Source organism: Enterobacter sp. (assembly GCF_977039595.1).
The window spans coordinates 1-19,982 of sequence record NZ_CDRQYH010000014.1; the positions used below are offsets into that span (position 1 = coordinate 1).

Consider the following 19,982-nt stretch of genomic DNA (forward strand, 5'->3'; position numbering starts at 1 on the left):
ACATGGATAAGTCCACAAAAGAGCTGTTAGCGCAGGCCGAAAAGCTGTGTGCGCAACGCAATGTGCGCCTGACTCCGCAGCGCCTTGAAGTATTACGCCTGATGAGCCTGCAGCAGGGTGCTATCAGCGCCTACGATCTGCTCGACCTGCTCCGCGAAAGCGAGCCGCAGGCAAAGCCGCCGACGGTTTATCGCGCATTGGATTTCCTGCTGGAACAAGGGTTCGTGCACAAGGTGGAATCCACAAACAGCTATGTGCTGTGCCATCTGTTCGATCAGCCCACCCACACATCGGCGATGTTTATCTGTGACCGCTGCGGCGTGGTGAAAGAAGAGGCTGCGGAAGGCGTGGAAGACATTATGCATACGCTGGCAGCGAAAATGGGGTTTGCCCTGCGTCATAACGTGATTGAGGCGCACGGGCTCTGTTCCGCGTGCGTGGAGGTGGAAGCCTGTCGCCATCAGGACGCGTGTCAGCACGACCACTCTATTCTGGTGAAGAAAAAGCCGCGTTAACGGCAAAAGAAAAGGCGGCTTAGAGCCGCCCTGTGGGTTATTCAGCGTTACCAGCGGTAGTCGTTACGGGTTTCCCAGTCTTTGACTTCATTTTCCGCCTGATCTTTCGCGTAGCCGTAACGTTCCTGAATTTTACCGACAAGCTGATCGCGTTTACCTTCAATGACGGTCATATCGTCATCAGTCAGCTTACCCCACTTTTCTTTCGCTTTACCTTTGAACTGCTTCCAGTTGCCGCCGATTTCGTCTTTATTCATCATCGTGTCCTCTTAGTTAAGCGTCGGGTCGTAACGTCCGTTACGTTCTTTTCTGCTGGACGTGATAATTATTGTAGTTAAGGATTCCGTACTTAATTTCATATTCGGAATCTTTAACCGTCACGATATATCGTGGCGCGAAGAGAACCAGGTATCGTTTTGCCAGTGGCGGTGCCAGATAAACGCCAGCGATAACCCGCGCAGCGAGAGGAAGACGGCCAGGGCCAGCCACAAACCGTGATTACCCAGCCAGGGAAGCGTTAGCAGCGTCAGACTAAACCCTGCCGCCGCGACCGCCATGCTGTTGCGCATTTCCGCTCCGCGCGTCGCACCAATAAACATGCCGTCCAGCAGATAACACCAGACGCCGACCACCGGTAAGATGACTTGCCAGAGGAGATAGTGACTCGCCAACTCGCGCAGAGCAGGTATAGACGTCAGCAATGCAACGATCTGCTCACCAAAGCAGGCGTAAACCAGACCAAAGGCCAGCGCCACCAGTCCCGACTGACGGCAGGCTGCCCGCCAGACATCCTGAAGCTGCCCGCTTTCTCGCGCACCGTACGCCTGCCCGGAATGCGCTTCAACCGCGTAGGCAAAACCGTCCAGCGCATAGGCGGTAAAGGTCAGAAGCGTCATCAATATCGCGTTGACCGCCACGATTTCTGGCCCCAGTCGAGCCCCGAAAACCGTCAGCGCGCCGAAGCAGAGCTGAAGAAGCAGCGAGCGCAGCATGATGTCACGGTTGAGGGCCAGCAGCTTACGGATATTGCCGCGCCATGCGGTTTTGAGCAGCGCCAGAGAGATCCCGCGCATCGACAGCACGCGCCAGACCATCCACAAGCCAATGATAAAGGTCCCGTATTCGGCAATCGCCGTCGCCAGCGCCGCGCCCCGCACGTTCATATGCAGGCCCATCACCAGCCAGATATCCAGCACAATGTTGAGAAGGTTGCCCACCACCAGCAAAATCACTGGCGCCCGGGCATACTGAACGCCCAGTAGCCACCCCAGCAGAACCAGGTTAGCCAGCGACGCTGGCGCGCTGAGCCACCGGATTTCAAGGAAACGTCGCGCCTGATCCAGTACCGCCTCGCTGCCGCCAACGATATGAAGCGCAAGATCGATCAGGGGTGTCCGTAATACAACGATTAACGCACCCGCGCCAAGCGCGAGTATAAGCGGCTGCACCAGCGCGCGCGCCAGACGCAGCGGATCTTTCGCACCATAAGCCTGTGCGGTAAGACCGGTGGTGCTCATGCGTAAAAAGAGCAACAGCATAAACAGGAAGCTGGTTGCCGTCGCGCCAATCGCCACGCCGCCAAGATAAACCGGTGAATCAAGATGGCCTATAACGGCAGTATCAACCAGTCCCAGCAAAGGCACGGTAATATTGGAGAAAATCATCGGCAGGGCAAGACGCCACAATGCCTTATCTGATGCCGTCAGTAGTGACATGCGAAATACCGGGAAAGGTAGATGAACAGGCTACAGCGGAAGCGTAGCCTGTCAGGAAGAGATTACAGCCATTCACCGTTACGAATCACGCCTACTGCCAGACCTTCGATAGAGAAGTTCTGTTCGCGGAGATCGACCACAATTGGGGTGAACTCGTTGTTTTCAGGCAGTAACTGAACGGTATTACCCTGTTTTTTCAGACGTTTGACGGTGACTTCATCGTCAATGCGCGCGACAACCACCTGGCCGTTACGCACATCCTGCGTTTTATGTACCGCAAGCAGATCGCCGTCAAGAATACCGATGTCTTTCATCGACATGCCGCTAACGCGCAGCAGAAAATCAGCGCTCGGCTTGAACATGGCTGGATCGACCTGGTAATGACCTTCAATATGCTGCTGTGCCAGTAAAGGCTCACCGGCAGCAACACGACCTACCAGCGGAATGCCCGTCTCTTCTTCTACCAGCAGTCGGATACCGCGTGACGCGCCTGATACAATCTCAATCACGCCTTTACGCGCCAGCGCTTTCAGGTGTTCTTCGGCAGCATTCGGAGAACGGAAACCCAGACGCTGCGCGATTTCCGCACGCGTAGGTGGCATACCCGTCTGGCCGATATGATCCCGGATGAGATCAAACACCTCTTGCTGCCTGGTCGTTAACGCTTTCATTCCGCCCCCTGGGTGTATATACAGTTATGCTGTGAGTATATACAGTCAAAGGCGATTTTGGAACCAAAAACTGCACAAAAAACCAGGGACTTAATTATTCCTCGAGGCTCATCGGAAATGTGACCAAAGCAGCGTGACCCAGGTGATAACGGCAGTGATAATCGCCAGTAACACGGCAGCAGATCCCATGTCTTTTGCGCGGCCAGAAAGCTCATGGAAATCGGAACCGATGCGATCCACAACGGCCTCAATAGCGCTATTAAGAATTTCCACTATCATCACCAGAAGTACGGAACCGATAAGAAGTACGCGGGTAATAGCATCAACATCAAGGAAACAGGCGACGATCACCGCGATGATAGCGGCGACGCCCTCCTGGCGAAACGCGGCCTCGTTGGCCCATGCGGCACGGAAACCTTTCCATGAATAGCCGGCGGCTTTGATGATACGTGTTAACCCAGTGGTATTATTGGCCATTAAAAGAACCTTTTTTAAAAAAGAGCGTCAGTAACAGGAGCCGTAGCGCGTTTCGCTACAGCCTGAAGTATGACGGGTAACAACAGAAATTTTGCGCGCTTTCTGTTATCCTTGCGCCGCAATTGCATTATTAACCAGAGGCTTTACATCGTTTATGTCCGGCTGGCCACGAATTTACTACAAATTACTTAATTTACCATTAAGCATCCTGGTAAAAAGCAAGTCTATCCCAGCAGAACCCGCGCTGGAACTGGGGCTCGATACGTCGCGTCCCATTATGTACGTTTTGCCTTATAACTCGAAGGCTGACTTACTGACGCTTCGCGCCCAGTGTCTGGCGCATGACTTACCAGATCCGCTTGAACCGCTGGAAGTTGACGGTACGCTGCTGCCGCGCTACGTGTTCATCCACGGCGGGCCGCGCGTGTTTACCTATTACACGCCGAAAGAAGAGTCCATCAAGCTGTTCCATGACTATCTCGACCTGCACCGCAGCAACCCCGATCTGGATGTGCAGATGGTGCCGGTATCGGTGATGTTTGGTCGTCGCCCGGGCCGCGAAAAAGGTGAAGAGAACCCGCCGCTGCGCATGCTTAACGGCATCCAGAAGTTCTTTGCGGTCTCCTGGCTGGGACGCGACAGCTTTGTGCGTTTCTCCCCTTCCGTTTCGCTGCGTCGCATGGCGGACGAGCACGGCACCGACAAGATCATCGCGCAAAAACTGGCGCGCGTGGCGCGTATGCACTTCGCTCGTCAGCGCCTCGCTGCCGTAGGGCCACGCCTCCCGGCGCGTCAGGATCTGTTCAACAAGCTGCTGGCTTCCAAAGCAATTGCCCGCGCCGTTGAAGATGAAGCGCGCAGCAAGAAAATTTCGCATGAGAAAGCCCAGCAGAACGCCATTGCGCTGATGGAAGAGATTGCAGCGAACTTCTCTTACGAGATGATTCGCCTTTCCGATCGTATCCTCGGCTTTACGTGGAACCGCCTGTATCAGGGCATCAACGTTCATAACGCCGAACGTGTACGCCAACTGGCGCATGATGGCCATGAGATTGTCTATGTCCCCTGCCACCGCAGCCACATGGACTACCTGCTCCTTTCCTACGTGCTCTATCATCAGGGGCTGGTACCACCGCACATAGCTGCCGGTATCAACCTGAACTTCTGGCCGGCGGGCCCGATTTTCCGTCGCCTGGGTGCGTTCTTTATTCGTCGTACCTTCAAGGGCAACAAGCTCTACTCCACCGTGTTCCGCGAGTATCTGGGCGAGCTGTTCAGCCGCGGCTATTCCGTGGAGTACTTCGTTGAAGGCGGTCGTTCCCGTACCGGTCGTCTGCTCGATCCGAAGACCGGCACGCTGTCGATGACCATCCAGGCCATGCTGCGCGGAGGTACCCGTCCGATCACGCTGGTGCCTATCTACATCGGCTACGAGCACGTGATGGAAGTGGGCACGTACGCGAAAGAGCTGCGTGGCGCGACCAAAGAGAAAGAGAGCCTGCCGCAGATGCTGCGCGGCTTGAGCAAGCTGCGCAATCTCGGTCAGGGCTACGTGAACTTCGGCGAGCCGATGCCGCTGATGACGTACCTGAATCATCATGTTCCGGAGTGGCGCGAGTCCATCGATCCTATCGAAGCGGTGCGTCCGGCCTGGCTGACGCCAACGGTTAATGGCATCGCGTCCGAGCTGATGGTGCGCATTAACAACGCCGGTGCGGCTAACGCCATGAACCTGTGCTGTACGGCGCTTCTGGCTTCGCGCCAGCGCTCGCTGACCCGTGAACAGCTCACAGAGCAGCTGGATTGCTATCTGGATATGATGCGGAACGTGCCGTATTCGGTTGATTCGACCGTACCTTCTGCGACCGCCAGTGAGCTTATCGATCACGCGCTTCAGATGAATAAGTTTGAAGTCGAAAAGGACACGATCGGCGACATCATCATCCTGCCGCGCGAGCAGGCGGTGCTGATGACCTACTACCGCAACAACATCACGCATATGCTGATGCTGCCGTCGCTAATGGCCGCCATTATTACCCAGCATCGACATATTTCCCGTCAGGAGCTACTGCGCCATCTTGAGACCATCTATCCGATGCTGAAAGCGGAGCTGTTCCTGCGCTGGAGTAGGGATGAGCTGGCGACAGAACTGGATAAGATGACGGAAGAGATGCGTCGCCAGGGGCTGATTACCCTGAACAACGACGAGCTGCACATCAATCCGTCACGCTCCCGCACCCTGCAGCTGCTGGCGGCCGGTGCGCGCGAAACGCTGCAGCGCTACGCCATCACGTTCTGGCTGCTGAGCGCGAACCCGTCCATCAACCGCGGTACGCTGGAGAAAGAGAGCCGGACGCTGGCCCAGCGTCTGTCCGTTTTGCACGGCATTAACGCCCCTGAATTCTTCGACAAAGCAGTCTTCAGTTCTCTGGTGCTGACGCTGCGTGATGAAGGCTTCATCAGCGATACGGGTGATGCCGAACCGGAAGAGACGCTGAAAGTGTACCAGATGCTGGCAGAGCTGATTACCTCGGACGTGCGTTTGACGATTGAGAGCGCCACGCAGGGCGAGTAACGCAATGCCGGGTTATGGCCCGGCCTGACGCCCTGGATAATAAAAAGGCCCGGTAAGCGCTTACGCTACCGGGCCTTATTTTTGAGCCTGGTCAAATCACCGCATTCAGCTCAGCAGTGTAAAGGCTATCATCCCGACAATCGCACCCGTCGTGCCGAGTATGGTTTCCATCAGCGTCCAGGTTTTCAGGGTTTGCGCTTCGGTGGCGCCGGTAAACTTACCGAACAGCCAGAAGCCGGCGTCGTTAACGTGAGAGACCACAATCGAACCGCCCGCGATACAGATAGAGAGCGCGGCCATCTGGGCACCGGAGTAGTTCAGCTGTTCAATCACCGGCATCACCAGACCCACGGCGGTTAAACACGCCACGGTGGCGGAACCCTGAATGATACGAACCGCCGCCGCCAGGACAAAGCAGGTTACCGCAATCGGCAGGCCCATCCCGGTCAGCGCTTCGCCCAGAGCCGGCCCCACGCCGGAATCCACCAGTACCTGCTTGAACACGCCGCCGGCACCAATCACCAGCAGGATAATACCCGCAGGCTGCAGCGCGGCACCGCAGATCTCCATCACCCGGTCTTTTGGCATCCCCTGACGCATCGCCAGGCCGTAAATCGCCACCAGGCACGCCACCAGGATCGCCGTGAACGGGTGACCGATGAACTCAAACCATTCGTACGCGGTAGAACCCACCGGCACAAAGCGCGCGGCGATGGTTTTCAGACCCACGAGAACCAGCGGGAGCAGGATCAGCGACAGGCTGAAGCCGAAGGACGGCATTTTGCCCTCGCCCAGGTGCGGCTCGGTGACGTCATCCGGAATATGCAGCTCAACGTAACGGCTGATGAAGTTACCCCAGAGCGGGCCGGCGATAATCATTCCCGGAATTGCCGCGCACAGGCCTATCAGGATCATCCAGCCAAAGTCGGCGTGCATCTGGGAGGCCAGCAGCATCGGCGCAGGCCCCGGCAGCAGAAACGCCGCAGCCGCCGCCACCCCCGCAAACAGCGGAATGACCAGCTTCACGAGGTTAGTACCAGTATGGCGCGCCATGGAGAATGCGACGCTTATCAGCAGCACAACGGCCACTTCGAAGAACAGCGGCAGCGCGCAAATCAGCCCTGCCAGGCCAATCGCGTAGTGCGCACGGCTGTGGCCAAAGGATTTCAGCATCTTGACGGCAATCTGGTCGACCGCGCCCGTCTCGTGCAAAATCTTGCCAAACATCGCGCCCAGCGCGACCACAATCGCCAGGAAGCCCAGCGTACCGCCCATCCCTTTTTCCATTGTCGCGGCGATCTTGTCGAGCGGCATACCGGAAAAGAGACCAGCACCAATAGAAACCACCATCAAAGCAACAAAGGCGTGCATGCGCGCCTTCATCACTAAAAACAGCAGCAGCAATACCGAACCCACTGCTGTCAAAACTAGCGTTAATGTACTCAAAACTTACTGCCTTTTATTAATGACCTCGATGGTGCTGGCAACAACACCCTCCAGTGACTGATCGATATCAACCACTAAGACGTCTTTTTCGTCTTCACCCGGCTCCTGCAGCGCTTCAAACTGCGTCACCAGCATCTGGGTTTTGAAGAAGTGACCTTTACGCGCCTTCAGGCGGCTTTCAATCACCTCGAAATCCCCTTTCAGGTAGATGAAAGAGAGGTTTGGGTTGCCGTCACGCAGCAGGTCGCGGTAGGTTTTTTTCAGCGCGGAGCAGACGATCAGGGAGACTTTATTGGTACGCTGCATCGCGAACGCGGCGTCATTCAGCGCCTGCAACCACGGTTTGCGGTCGTCATCGTTCAGCGGCTCGCCGGAGGCCATTTTCATGATGTTGCTGCGCGGATGGAGGAAGTCGCCATCAAGAAACGCAGCCTGGAGTTGATGCGCCACTTCGCTGGCCACGGCTGATTTCCCGCTACCGGAAACGCCCATCAGGACGTAGACGTGGTGATCGTGATTAGTCGTGCTCAAAGGGTGTCCCTCAGTCAATTGTTACGGGTAACAGTTATCGGTAACATTGTCCTGCCGGGGCAAAAGAGAAGCAATATCCAAACGTGCGCGAAGTGAATAAGTGTGAGCTACTTCAAATTTGTCAGTTCAAATAGATCCACCCGGTGACAAGGTGAAACCTAAATCTAACATTTTCGGGGTCACCGTCTCGCCACGAATGCGCGCCAGCAGGCGTTCTGCGCCAATGCGGCCCATACGCTCACGCGGGGTCAGGACGCTCGCCAGACGCGGCTCCATCACTTGGCCAATGTCGTGGCCGTGGAAACCGGCGATCGCCATATCATCAGGGATCTTCAGCCCCAGACGCTGACACTCAAATGCTGCGCCGACCGCAAGGTCATCGTTGGTACAGAAAATACCGTCCAGTTGCGGATACTCACGTCGTGCCTGACGCATCAGCTCAATACCCGACGTATAGGAAGAGGACTGCTCCACCATCACGCTGTAGGGGGTTAAGTTCGCGTCAAGCATCGCCTGCTCGTATCCCTTCTGTTTGATGATAGTACGTTCATCAAGACGCGCACCCAGATAGGCGATATGACGGTGCCCGCGGGCGATAATGGCCGCCGTCATCTGACGCGCCGCTTCGAAGTTATCAAACCCCACGGCGATGTCGAGGCACGGCGACTGGCTGTCCATCAGCTCCACGACTGGGATACCGGCCACTTCAATCATTTTGAGCGTGCGGGCAGTGTGGGTTCGTTCGGTTAAAATCAGGCCGTCAATGTTCCAGGAAAGCATCGACTCAAGACGTTCCTCTTCGAGTTCCGGCTTGTACCCGTAGTGGGCGAGCATGGTCTGGTAGCCAAACGCATCGGTGACGCTTTCGATTCCACGTAATACTTCGGCGAAAACCTGGTTGGTCAGAGAAGGAAGCAGAACGCCCACCGCGCGGCTGGTCGCATTGGAGAGAATATCGGGTGCACGGTTGGGGATGTAACCCAGTTCATCAAGGGCAGCGGCAATCTTGCCACGTAACGCCACGGAAACCTGTTCCGGGTTACGTAAAAAACGGCTGACCGTCATTTTGGTCACACCGACGCGATCGGCGACATCCTGAAGTACGGGGCGTTTCTTTTTCATCGTCCTGAGAAATCTTGAAGTGAGAGATTTGCTCAGTTTACCACGGACAAAGCCCATCCTTCCCCTGTGAAAGGGAAGGATGGGGATTTATTTATGTTTTATTACACCGGCGGCAGGTCAAACAGCAGAATTTCGCTTTCGCTGTCGGCATGCACGGAGATCTCCTGCTCGTCCCAGATGGCCAGACCATCGGCGGTTGTCGCTTTGGTCCCGTTGATGGACACGTCACCTTTCACCACCTGGATCCAGACGCGGCGGTTAGCGGCAATCTGATGCACGGACTGTTCGTCTTTCGCCAGCGCCCAGCGGTACAGCTCCATATCCTGATGCACTTTCAGGGAACCTTCACGCGCATCCGGGGACAGCACCAGCTGTTTGCCCTGTTTGGCGTCGAAGCGGCGCTGCTCGTAGCGCGGCGTGATGCCGGTCTCTTCTGGAATGATCCAGATTTGATACAGGTGCAGTTTTTCCGTTTTGCTCGGGTTGTACTCGGAGTGACGCACCCCGGTACCCGCGCTCATAATCTGGAACTCGCCCGCCGGAACCTGCTCTTTGTTGCCCATGCTGTCCTGGTGCTCAACCGCGCCTTCCAGCACATAGGTCAGGATTTCCATGTCTTTGTGCGGGTGGGTACCGAAGCCCTGGCCTGCATCAATCACGTCGTCGTTAATAACGCGCAGCGCGGAGAAGCCCATGAAGTTCGGGTCGTAGTAGTCGGCAAACGAGAATGAATGCCATGAGTCCAGCCAGCCATGATTCGCGTGACCACGTTCGTTTGCTTTGCGTAAGTAGATCATTGTTTTCACCCTCAGTTCGTTTCGATGGAGTAAGTGTGGACGCAAACCGCCTGGGATCATAGAGGGTGAAAATTGACTCCTCTGTTCAAAAATTATGAACAAGCGCAGAGGAGCCGTTTTTGCTTATTTAACGAGGGTTATCGTGGCAGGAGAAGCCTGCTCGAAGGCCCGTTCAAGGATTTCCAGGTTGGTCAGAACGTCAGATTCCTTGACGTAATTCGCCGTGCCGTTTGTGAGGGTCTCAAACAGCGCATCGTAGACGCGGCCATAGTCGCCAGTTTCCGGCTTCAGCGTTTCTTTGACCGTCACGCCCTCATCGTTCACATACTCCAGCACGCCCACGGAATCGTCCGCCGCAAAGCCAGGTTGACCGGGCATGATATTGGCCTTCAGGCTGGTCTCCTGCTGGTCGATACCGTATTTGATAAACGAACCTTTAGTGCCGTGAACGATAAATTTCGGGTAGTCGATCTTCACCAGGTGGCTGGTTTTGACGATAGCTTTAAGGTCGCCGTAGAACAGCTGCGCTTCAAAGGTATCGTCCGGATTGGCTTTGTTGCGCAGGCTGCGAATGTCATACGCCACGTGGTCCGGTCGGCCAAACAGGGAGATGATCTGGTCCATGGTGTGCACGCCCAGACCATAGAACGAACCATCCTGCGGCAGTCCGGGTTGCGTTTCCGCCACAGGACGGTAGTAATCGAAGTGGCTTTCGATTTCCACGATGTCGCCCAGCTTGCCGCTTTCAATCGCCTTTTTCGCCGTCAGGAAGCAGCTGTCAAAGCGCCGGTTCTGATACGGCGTGACGGTCAGGCCTTTACTTTTCGCCAGCGCGAACAGCTCTTTCGCTTCGGCGATGGTCGGGGTAAACGGCTTTTCTACCAGCACGTTTTTGCCCGCATTGAGCGCGCGTTTGGCATAGTCAAAATGGCTGTCAGCGTGGGTGCAAACAACCACCAGATTGACCAGCGGATCGTTAAGCACCTCATCGAGATCGCTGGTGAAGTGGATGTGGGAGTACTGCGGAGATTGCTCTTCCGGCTTCGCGCGGCGGCGGTAGATATGGGCCACATGCCAGCTGTCTTTACGGTTGAGGACATACGGCAGGTGATAGCGGGTGGTGCTTTTACCAAATCCAATAAATGCGCAATGTAGTGTCATGGCTCAGTCCTTTTGGAAGGTTACTGAGTCTAACCATAACAAAAAAAAAGCCAGCTAAAAGCTGGCTAAAGTAATACTGGAAGCAATGTGAGCAATGTCGTGCTTTCAGGTTCCCGTAGCGGTCTTCCTGAATGCAGAGCAATAATAATCATTCTCATTCGCACTTGTCCAATACTTTTTGCAAAAAATAGCGGTTGACTCAAATTTTAAAGTCATTGATGTTGGAAGGGACTTTTAACTGACTGAGGAACAAGGAATGAGTGAGATAGTGATACGCCATGCGGAACCGAAAGATTATGACGCCATTCGTCAGATCCACGCCCAGCCGGAGGTGTACCACAACACACTACAGGTTCCTCATCCGTCTGAGCAAATGTGGCAAGAACGACTCACCGACCAGCCCGGCATTAAGCAACTGGTCGCCTGTATAGATGGTCATGTCGCTGGGCATCTGTGCATCGCCGTCGCGCAACGCCCACGCCGCAGCCATGTGGCTGATTTTTGGATTTGTGTCGGCGCGCAGTGGCAAAACCGGGGCGTTGCCAGCGCGCTGATGCGCACCATGATTGATATGTGCGATAACTGGCTGCGCGTTGACCGCATTGAGCTGACGGTGTTTGTCGATAACGAACCGGCGATTGCGGTGTACAAAAAACACGGGTTCGAAATTGAAGGCACCGGCAAGCGCTATGCCCTGCGCAACGGCGAGTATGTGGATGCGTATTATATGGCGAGAGTAAAGTGACACACTGCCCTCTCCCCTATGGGGAGAGGGTTAGGGTGAGGGGAATAATCAATACCCCGCCGACAAATCATCCACCGACCGCGGATCTGATGCGCCAAACAGCGCTCCGTCCGGCCCCACCATAATGCTCTGGGTGCTGCCCATCGCCTCTTTCACCGCCACCTTCTGCCCACGCTGCTCAAGCAGTTTAATGGTGTCCGGGCTAAAGCCCTTCTCGACGCGCAGCTCGTCCGGCAGCCACTGGTGGTGGAAACGCGGGGCGTTAGTGGCTTCGGCGACGTTCATCCCAAAGTCAATGCTGTTCACCACCATCTGCAATACTGTGGTGATAATTCGGCTGCCGCCCGGGCTGCCGGTTACCAGCCAGGTTTTGCCTTCTTTCACAACAATGGTGGGCGACATGGACGACAGCGGACGTTTCTTCGGCCCTACCGCATTCGCATCGCCGCCGACCAGCCCGTAGACGTTCGGCACGCCCGGCTTGGCGGAGAAGTCATCCATCTCGTTGTTCAGCAGAATGCCACTGTTGCCCGCCACAATCCCGGTTCCGAAGGTGGTGTTGAGCGTATAGGTCACCGCCACCGCGTTACCGTCTTTATCCACCACCGAGAAGTGGGTGGTCTGGTTGCTTTCATACGGCGCCAGCTTGCCGGGGCGGATCTCGCTCGACGGTTTGGCCTTGTTGATGTCGATCTGATCGGCAATGGATTTGGCATACGCCTTGTTGGTCAGCGCCTGCCACGGCACCTTCACGAAGTCCGGATCGCCGAGATATTCTGAGCGGTCGGCATAGGCGCGTTTTTCCGCTTCCGCCATTATTTGCATGGCATCCGCGCTGCCAAAGCCGAACTTGTGCATATCGAAGTTTTCAAGAATGTTGAGGATCTGCACGATGTGAATGCCCCCGGAAGACGGCGGCGGCATGGAGAACACCTCGTAGCCGCGGTAGGTGCCGCTAATCGGCTCGCGCTCCACCGCCCTGTAGTCCGCCAGATCCGCTTTGGTGATGAGCCCGCCGTTCTTCTGCATCTCTTCCGCAATCTGGTCGGCAATCGCCCCTTTGTAGAAGGCGTCCGGACCGTGCTCCGCAATCAGCTCCAGGCTTTTAGCGAGGTTTTTTTGCACCAGCTTATCGCCCTTCTTCAGCGGTTCACCGTCTTTCCAGAAGATGGCCTTGCTGTTTTCGTGATTCGGAATGACTTCGCTACCGTAGGTTTTGAGGTCGTCTGCCAGCGCGTCATTCACCATAAAGCCCTCCCGCGCCAGCTTGATGGCAGGCTGAACAACCTTGTTCAGCGGCATCGTGCCGTATTTTTCCAGCGCCAGCGAGAAGCCCGCAACGGTGCCCGGCGTGCCGGACGCGAGATGCGAGGTCAGGGATTTTTTACTGTCAGGGTTGCCCTGGTCATCAAGGAACATGTCCCGTGACGCCTGAGAAGGCGCCATTTCACGGAAGTCGATGGCGGTGGTTTTCCCGTCTTTGGTGCGCAGCATCATAAAGCCGCCGCCGCCCAGGTTCCCCGCCTGCGGATGCGTTACCGCCAGCGCGTAGCCGACGGCGACCGCGGCATCCACCGCGTTACCGCCCTGTCTGAGAATATCGACGCCCACGCGGGTCGCCAGCGCATCCACGGATGCCACCATGCCGTGGGTTGCCCGCACGGGATGAAAAACATCTTCCTCCACGCCGTAAGAGACCGGAGGCGCCGCGGGCGGGTTCGCCGCCACGCTAAATGTACCGCCAGCCATCAGCGCGGCGAGGGCGACCCAGCGCAAAAACGTTGGTTTCATCATTATTGTTCTCCAGGTGAAGGGATCCATATTCCCCGCTTAAGCCTGGTTCACAACTCCTAAAAAATCATCGTCATGGTGAAATCAGGGTACACTTAAGAGAGACCTCAAGAGGAGGAAATGACAATGAAACGCTTATTGATTCTTACGGCGCTGATCCCCTTTGCCGCGCTCGCACAGCCACTCAACACCATGAATAACCCGAATCAGCAGGGTTACGTCATCCCGAGCCAGCAGCGTATGCAGACCGAGATGATGAGCCAGCAGCAGCAGCAAAAAGGGATGCTGAATCAGCAGCTGAGAACGCAGACCCAGGTGCAGCAGCAAAGCCTGCAAAATCAGATGAACGCCAACACCCAGCGCGTGCAGCAGGGGCAGGTGCGCGAGCAGCCGTTGCCAAATAAAAACGGCGGGATGTTAGGGGGAATGACTTCGTCAGGTAGCGGACAGCAGCATATGCTGCCGCCGCAGTCGAATGGCAGTATGCTTAATCCGCAGAACTAAAGTCCGGGCCGATCAGGTCGATTGCATCGGTGCAGATGCTGTCCACGCCCCAGCGCAGCAGTTCGGCCGCGCGCTGGGGTTTATTGACGGTGTAAACCAGAATATGCAGACCCGCGTCCTTCAGCATCTTCACCCGCGCCTCATCCAGCAGCTTGTGGTTGAGATGAATAGAGACGCACGCTAAGCGCGTCGTCAGCTCGCGCCAGTCCTCGCGCCACTCGTCAAGCAGCAGCCCGCGCGGCAGCTCCGGTACGGCCGCCTGTGCCGCTTCCAGTGCGTCAATTTCAAACGAGGAGAGCAGCGGCGCGGTCATCCCTTCCCACAGCTCGCGCGCGGCAAGGGCAATCACTTTGCCCGTCAGCAGCCCGGTGCCGGTGGTCGGTTTGATTTCGATATTGGCCATCATGCCGTGCTGGCGACAGCGATCGGCTACTTCCGCCAGCAGCGGCAGCGGTTCGCCTTTAAATTCGCCGCTGTACCAGCTTCCGGCGTCAACTTTCAGCAGATCGCGCCACGGCAGCTCGCCCGCCACGCCCCAGCCGTTGCTGGTGCGTTCGAGGTTATCGTCATGTAGCAGGAAAATTTCGCCGTCTTTCGACAGCTTGGCGTCGAACTCGATCATCGTGTGACCGTAGCGCGCGCCGACGTCAATCGCCGCCAGCGTGTTTTCCGGCGCCAGCTTACCGCCGCCGCGGTGGGCGACGACGTGGGGATAAGGCCAGTTGCTCATACTCGTTGTCCTGTTTCACCGTCAAACAGGTGCAGATGATTTTCCGGCAGGTGCAGCCACAGCGTGCTGCCTGCCTTAGGGCGCTCCTGATGCGCCAGACGCACCACCATCTTTTGCTCGCCCCAGCGCCCGTGCGCCAGGTTATCTGCACCCAACATCTCCAGCGTGTCCATGATCAGCGGCACGCCGCCTTCCGCCTGAGAGGTTAAACCGATATGTTCCGGGCGGATACCGAGCGTCATCTTACGCCCGGCGTAGCCACGATAGTACCAGTTGATTGGCAATGCCATCCCGCTTTCCAGCTCAAAGTGCGAGCCCGCGCTGCTGATACGCCCTTCCAGCAGGTTCATCGCCGGGCTGCCGATAAAGCTCGCCACAAAGCGGGTAGCCGGTTTCTCATACACTTCCACCGGGGTACCAATCTGCTCGGCAACGCCTTTGTTCATCACCATCACGCGCTGGGCGAGGGTCATGGCTTCGACCTGATCGTGGGTAACGTACAGTGAGGTGGTTTTCAGACGACGGTGCAATTGCTGCAGCTCAAGACGCATCTGCACGCGCAGCTTGGCGTCGAGGTTAGAGAGCGGCTCGTCGAACAGGAATACCGCCGGATCGCGCACGATGGCGCGCCCCATCGCTACGCGCTGGCGCTGGCCGCCTGAGAGCTCGCGCGGGCGGCGCTTGAGCAGGCCGTCCAGCTCCAGAATGCGGGCAGCCTCTTTCACGCGCTCGTCGATATGACCTTTGCCCATGCCGCGGATTTTAAGCCCCCAGGCCATATTCTCCTCCACGCTCATGTGCGGATAGAGAGCGTAGTTCTGGAAGACCATCGCGATACCTCTGTCTTTCGGCTCCATCTCGGTGACGCGCTGGCGGTCAATCCAGATGTCCCCGGAGGTCACGCGCTCCAGCCCCGCCACCATGCGCAGCAGCGTAGATTTGCCGCAGCCGGACGGGCCGACCATCACGATAAACTCCCCGTCCGCCACGTCGAGCGTCAGCGGCTGGATCACCTGGGTTTTGCCGTCCCAGCTTTTGGTTACTGCCTGAAGTTTTAAACCTGCCATCTTATTTCTCGCTATCGACCAGGCCGCGGACAAACGCGCGCTGCATGGCTAAAACAATGACTACGGGTGGGATAAGGGTGAGCAGCATCGCCGCCATCACCTGGTTCCAGAGGGTGGTGCCTTCGCCGGTGGCAATCATGCCTTTGATGCCCGCCACGGCGGTGCCAAGATTGACGTCCTGAATAATCAGCAGCGGCCACAGGTACTGGTTCCAGCCGTAGATAAAGGTGATCACAAACAGCGCCGCAAGGTTGGTTTTCGACAGCGGCAGCACGATGTCGCGGAAGAAGCGCATCGGTGAGGCGCCGTCGATGCGCGCCGCTTCAATCAGCTCGTCCGGCAGGGTCATAAAGAACTGGCGGAACAGGAAGGTGGCGGTCGCCGAGGCCATCAGGGGCAGGGTTAAGCCCGCGTAGCTGTCGAGCATCTTCAGGTTGGCGATCACCTCCACCGTCGGGAAGATACGCACCTCAACCGGCAGCATCAGCGTGATGAAGATCATCCAGAAGAAGAGGTTACGCAGCGGAAAGCGGAACCAGACGATGGCGAACGCCGAAAGCATCGACACCGTAATTTTGCCGACCGTAATGCCAAACGCCATGATGAAGCTGTTGAGCATCATCAGCCAGAACGGCGCGCTGTTGGCGCCCACGCCCTGGGTCCAGATGGTCTTCATGTTCTCGAAAAGATGCGTGCCTGGGATCAGCGTCATCGGCGTATCGAACACCGCTTTGGTGTCCAGCGTGGCGGCGACAAAGGCCACGTACAGCGGGAAGAGGATGACGATGATCCCTAAAATCAGCATGGTATGGCTGAAAATCGTCAGCCCGCGACGGTTCTCAATCATTGGTAGCGCACCTTACTTTCGACATAGCGGAACTGCACCACCGTGAGGATGATGACGAGGAACATCAGCACGACGGACTGCGCGGCAGAGGCCGAGAGATCCAGCCCGGCGAAGCCTTCGCGATAGATTTTGTAAATCAGCGTGGTGGTCGCCTGCACCGGGCCGCCTGCGGTGGCCGCATCGATTACCGGGAAGGTGTCGAAGAAGGCGTAAACGAGGTTAACCACCAGCAGGAAGAAGCTCACCGGGGCGATCAGCGGCAGCGACAGCCTGAAGAAGCGACGAATCGGTCCTGCGCCGTCAATCGCGGCGGCTTCCACCAGCGAACGCGGAATGGACTGCAGCGCGGCAAAGAAGAACAGGAAGTTATAGCTAATCTGCTTCCACACCGAGGCGAACACCACCAGGAACATGGCCTGGCCGCTGTTCTGGGCGTGGTTCCAGTCGTAGCCGAACTCAGCCAGGAAGTGGGTAATCAGCCCGCGACCGGGGTTAAACAGGAAAATCCACAGCACGGCGGCGACGGCGGGCGCCACGGCGTAAGGCAGCAGCATCAGGGTCTGATACAGGCGGCTGCCGCGCACCACGTAATCGACCAGCGCGGCGAAAAACAGCGAGGCAACAAGGCCGCTGACGGTGACCAGCGCGCTGAACTTCATCGTCGTCCAGAAGGAGTCCAGGTAGTAGCTGTCATGGAACAGCGTGGTAAAGTTGTCCAGCCCGACAAACTGGCTGGAAAGCCCAAACGGATCGACGCTTTGTACCGAGTACCACAGCGCTTCGCCCGCAGGCCAGATAAAGAAGATAACGGTGATGACCAGCTGAGGCGCGACCAGCAGGTACGGCAGCCAGCGGGAACGGAACACCGGACGGGATGATGACATAGGTTAGCTCTGTAGGTATTCACCCCTCCCCCTAGCCCTCTCCCCAGAGGGGAGAGGGGACTGCACGGAGCCGTCTTTTCTCCCTCGCCCCTTTGGGGAGAGGGCCGGGGTGAGGGGCAGGTTTGAATTACGATTTCGTCGACTGCTCAAAGCGGCGCAGCAGCTGATTCCCGCGCTCTACCGCGGAATCCAGCGCCTGCTGTGGCGTTTTCTTACCGGTCCAGACGCTTTCCAGCTCCTCATCCACAATGGTGCGGATCTGCGGCATGTTGCCCAGGCGCAGGCCTTTGGTGAACGGCAACGGCGGCTTGTTCAGCATCTGACGCGTCGCGATGTCTGCACCCGGGTTCTTGCTGTAGAAGCCCTGCTCGCGGGTCAGGTCGTACGCGGCTTTGGTGATCGGCAGGTAGCCGGTTTTCTGGTGCCATTCGGCGGCGTTTTCCGGCTTCGCCAGGAAGTCGAGGAACTCGGCTACGCCTTTATAGGTGCCCTTGTCTTTACCCTGCATCACCCACAGGCTCGCCCCGCCGATGATGGCGTTCTGCGGCGCGCCCTTCACGTCGGCGTCGTACGGCATCATGCCCACGCCGTAGTTGAATTTGGCGTAGTGGCGGATATCCGCCAGGGAGCCGGACGAGGCGGTGGTAATGGCGCAGTCGCCGTTGTAGAACTTCTCGGTGGATTCGTCTTTACGCCCGAAGTAGCTGAAGTCGCCCTTCTTGTTCAGATCGGCAAGCAGCGCAATGTGCTTCACCTGCACCGGCTTGTTGAACTCCAGTACCGCATCGGTGCCGTCGAAGCCGTTGTTTTTGGTCGCCACCGGCAGGCCATGCCAGGCGCTGAAGTTTTCGATCTGGATCCAGCCCTGCCAGCCGCTGGCGTAGCCGCACTTCATTCCCGCCGCTTTCAGCTTCGCGGTGTATTCGGCCAGGTCCTGCCAGGTTTTTGGCGGCTGCTCCGGATCTAAACCGGCTTTCTTGAAGGCGTCTTTGTTGTAGTACAGCACCGGCGTGGAGCTGTTAAACGGCTGAGACAGCAGATGTCCGGTTTTGGAATCGGTGTAGTAACCCGCTACGGTTGGCACGAACTGGGATTCATCGAAGTTAATACCCGCTTCTTTGAACACTTCATAGACCGGCTTGATGGCTTTGGAGGCCATCATGGTGGCGGTGCCCACTTCATAAACCTGTAACAGCGCAGGCGCGTTGCCGGTACGGAAGGCGGCGATGCCCGCGCTCAGGCTCTGCTCGTAGTTGCCTTTGTACACCGGCACAATTTTGTAATCCGGGTGGGTGTCGTTGAAACGCTGCGCCAGGGAGTCAACTTCTTTACCCAACTCCCCTTCCATGGAATGCCAGAACGGAATGGTCGTCACAGCCATTGCATTCGTCGCAAAAGCCAGACCCAGTGCCAGACCCAAAGCTGTGTGTCGTAACGATGTCATTGTCATCTCTCTTATTGTGCCGGATGCGCGATATCACGCGTTTTATGCTCGCGAGGTAACATGACATGCTCGAATGACAGAAAAATAACTGTTTGTTTACAGATAAGTGACAGTAAAGGGTCAGGGGGATGATGGTTGTGTGAAGGGGGTTTATGTGAAAAAGCCGGGTGGCGGCTTCGCCTTACCCGGCCTGGTTGATACCGTAGGCCCGGTAAGCGTAAGCGCCACCGGGCGATACAGACGGCTCAGCCGCCCAGATACGCGCTCCGCACCGCTTCGTTCGCCAGCAGCGCGTCGCCGGTGTCCTCCAGCACCACGCGGCCGTTCTCCAGCACGTAGCCACGGTCGGCGAGCTTCAGCGCCTGGTTGGCGTTTTGCTCGACGAGGAAGATGGTCATCCCCTCTTTGCGCAGCTGCTCGATGGTGTCGAATATCTGCTGGATGATGATTGGCGCCAGGCCGAGCGACGGCTCGTCCAGCAGCAGGAGACGCGGCTGGCTCATCAGCGCGCGGCCTATCGCCAGCATCTGCTGTTCACCGCCGGACATGGTGCCCGCACGCTGAATGCGACGCTCCCACAGGCGCGGGAAGAGTTCGTACACCCACTTGATGCGGGTCTGGTATTCATCGCGGTGGGCGAAGAACCCACCCATCGCCAGGTTCTCTTCCACCGTCATACGCGAGAACACGCGGCGCCCTTCCGGAACAATCGCCACCGCCTCGCGCATGATTCTGGCGGTCTGCCAGTCGGTAATGTCTTTGCCATCAAACACAATCCGCCCGCTGGTGGCGCGCGGGTCGCCGCACAGGGTGCCGAGCAGCGTGGTTTTACCGGCGCCGTTGGCGCCAATCAGGGTCACGATTTCACCCTGATTGATATGCAGGCTGACGTCGTGCAGCGCCTGGATCTTGCCGTAGTGCGCGTTGACCTTGTCGAACGTTAACATCGCTTTTTCCATC

20 protein-coding genes are annotated in these 19,982 nt (G+C 57.2%); 4 read left to right on the forward strand and 16 right to left on the reverse strand.

The genetic code is table 11. The features are described from left to right. Positions 1-2: 2 nt before the first annotated feature. Positions 3-515, forward strand: coding sequence for a zinc uptake transcriptional repressor Zur (zur, locus tag ACWYRJ_RS06605; RefSeq protein WP_008503369.1), 513 nt, complete (start codon positions 3-5; stop codon positions 513-515). Positions 516-562: 47 nt separating this feature from the next. Here zur and ACWYRJ_RS06610 read toward each other — a convergent pair whose 3' ends face one another. The 4 genes from ACWYRJ_RS06610 to ACWYRJ_RS06625 all read right to left on the reverse strand — a co-directional run bounded on the left by ACWYRJ_RS06610 (position 563) and on the right by ACWYRJ_RS06625 (position 3,378). Then, a complete protein-coding gene (locus ACWYRJ_RS06610; protein ID WP_024906712.1) occupies positions 563-772 on the reverse strand; it encodes a CsbD family protein in 210 nt (69 codons plus the stop codon). Positions 773-892: 120 nt separating this feature from the next. Further along, positions 893-2,230, reverse strand: a complete 1,338-nt coding sequence (dinF, locus tag ACWYRJ_RS06615; protein WP_455507593.1) for an MATE family efflux transporter DinF — start codon at positions 2,228-2,230, stop codon at positions 893-895. 62 nt (positions 2,231-2,292) lie between these two features. After that, positions 2,293-2,901 (reverse strand): transcriptional repressor LexA, encoded by a 609-nt coding sequence (lexA, locus tag ACWYRJ_RS06620; RefSeq protein WP_111964211.1) that lies wholly within the window; start codon positions 2,899-2,901, stop codon positions 2,293-2,295. A gap of 108 nt (positions 2,902-3,009) precedes the next feature. Beyond that, positions 3,010-3,378 carry a diacylglycerol kinase gene (locus ACWYRJ_RS06625; protein WP_111964212.1) on the reverse strand — a complete coding sequence of 123 codons (369 nt, stop codon included), beginning with the start codon at positions 3,376-3,378 and terminating at the stop codon, positions 3,010-3,012. Between the two features lie 154 nt (positions 3,379-3,532). On the opposite strand from ACWYRJ_RS06625, the gene plsB reads away from it, so the two are divergent. Then, positions 3,533-5,953, forward strand: a complete 2,421-nt coding sequence (gene plsB, locus ACWYRJ_RS06630; RefSeq protein ID WP_455507594.1) for a glycerol-3-phosphate 1-O-acyltransferase PlsB — start codon at positions 3,533-3,535, stop codon at positions 5,951-5,953. Positions 5,954-6,058: 105 nt separating this feature from the next. Here the strand turns inward: plsB and gntU are convergent, their stop codons facing one another. The 5 genes from gntU to ACWYRJ_RS06655 all read right to left on the reverse strand — a co-directional run bounded on the left by gntU (position 6,059) and on the right by ACWYRJ_RS06655 (position 11,010). Beyond that, entirely contained in the window at positions 6,059-7,399 is a 1,341-nt protein-coding gene (gene gntU, locus ACWYRJ_RS06635) for a gluconate transporter (RefSeq protein ID WP_127729256.1), read from the reverse strand. Between the two features lie 3 nt (positions 7,400-7,402). After that, complete coding sequence (gene gntK / locus ACWYRJ_RS06640) at positions 7,403-7,930, reverse strand: gluconokinase (RefSeq protein WP_008503362.1); 528 nt, start codon at positions 7,928-7,930, stop codon at positions 7,403-7,405. Between the two features lie 126 nt (positions 7,931-8,056). Then, on the reverse strand, positions 8,057-9,052 hold the full coding sequence (gene gntR / locus ACWYRJ_RS06645) for a gluconate operon transcriptional repressor GntR (RefSeq protein ID WP_021242747.1): 996 nt from the start codon (positions 9,050-9,052) through the stop codon (positions 8,057-8,059). Positions 9,053-9,153: 101 nt separating this feature from the next. Continuing rightward, a complete protein-coding gene (locus ACWYRJ_RS06650) occupies positions 9,154-9,849 on the reverse strand; it encodes a pirin family protein (protein WP_455507595.1) in 696 nt (231 codons plus the stop codon). 123 nt (positions 9,850-9,972) lie between these two features. Beyond that, the gene (locus tag ACWYRJ_RS06655) at positions 9,973-11,010 is read right to left on the reverse strand and encodes an oxidoreductase (protein WP_455507596.1); all 1,038 of its coding nucleotides are present in this window, start codon (positions 11,008-11,010) and stop codon (positions 9,973-9,975) included. A 256-nt stretch (positions 11,011-11,266) separates the two neighbouring features. Here ACWYRJ_RS06655 and yhhY point away from each other — a divergent pair, with 256 nt between their 5' ends. Further along, complete coding sequence (yhhY, locus tag ACWYRJ_RS06660) at positions 11,267-11,755, forward strand: N-acetyltransferase (RefSeq protein ID WP_455507597.1); 489 nt, start codon at positions 11,267-11,269, stop codon at positions 11,753-11,755. Between the two features lie 48 nt (positions 11,756-11,803). Here the strand turns inward: yhhY and ggt are convergent, their stop codons facing one another. Then, entirely contained in the window at positions 11,804-13,549 is a 1,746-nt protein-coding gene (gene ggt / locus ACWYRJ_RS06665; RefSeq protein WP_223580980.1) for a gamma-glutamyltransferase, read from the reverse strand. A gap of 123 nt (positions 13,550-13,672) precedes the next feature. On the opposite strand from ggt, the gene ACWYRJ_RS06670 reads away from it, so the two are divergent. Further along, positions 13,673-14,050 (forward strand): DUF2756 family protein, encoded by a 378-nt coding sequence (locus ACWYRJ_RS06670; protein ID WP_111964217.1) that lies wholly within the window; start codon positions 13,673-13,675, stop codon positions 14,048-14,050. Here the strand turns inward: ACWYRJ_RS06670 and ugpQ are convergent. The 6 genes from ugpQ to livF form a co-directional block, all read right to left on the reverse strand. Next, complete coding sequence (ugpQ, locus tag ACWYRJ_RS06675) at positions 14,034-14,780, reverse strand: glycerophosphodiester phosphodiesterase (protein WP_115876932.1); 747 nt, start codon at positions 14,778-14,780, stop codon at positions 14,034-14,036. The genes ACWYRJ_RS06670 and ugpQ overlap by 17 nt on opposite strands. Then, positions 14,777-15,847, reverse strand: coding sequence for a sn-glycerol-3-phosphate import ATP-binding protein UgpC (locus tag ACWYRJ_RS06680; protein WP_271369650.1), 1,071 nt, complete (start codon positions 15,845-15,847; stop codon positions 14,777-14,779). Before ACWYRJ_RS06680 ends, ugpQ begins: the two co-directional genes overlap by 4 nt. Position 15,848: 1 nt before the next feature. Beyond that, entirely contained in the window at positions 15,849-16,694 is an 846-nt protein-coding gene (gene ugpE / locus ACWYRJ_RS06685) for a sn-glycerol-3-phosphate ABC transporter permease UgpE (protein WP_013099125.1), read from the reverse strand. Continuing rightward, a complete protein-coding gene (gene ugpA, locus ACWYRJ_RS06690) occupies positions 16,691-17,578 on the reverse strand; it encodes a sn-glycerol-3-phosphate ABC transporter permease UgpA (protein WP_455507598.1) in 888 nt (295 codons plus the stop codon). The genes ugpE and ugpA overlap by 4 nt, the downstream gene beginning before the upstream one ends. Positions 17,579-17,705: 127 nt before the next feature. Next, positions 17,706-19,022: a sn-glycerol-3-phosphate ABC transporter substrate-binding protein UgpB gene (gene ugpB / locus ACWYRJ_RS06695; RefSeq protein WP_455507599.1), complete on the reverse strand. Its 1,317-nt coding sequence runs from the start codon at positions 19,020-19,022 to the stop codon at positions 17,706-17,708. Positions 19,023-19,267: 245 nt separating this feature from the next. Beyond that, positions 19,268-19,981: a high-affinity branched-chain amino acid ABC transporter ATP-binding protein LivF gene (gene livF, locus ACWYRJ_RS06700; protein WP_008500102.1), complete on the reverse strand. Its 714-nt coding sequence runs from the start codon at positions 19,979-19,981 to the stop codon at positions 19,268-19,270. Position 19,982: the final 1 nt, after the last annotated feature.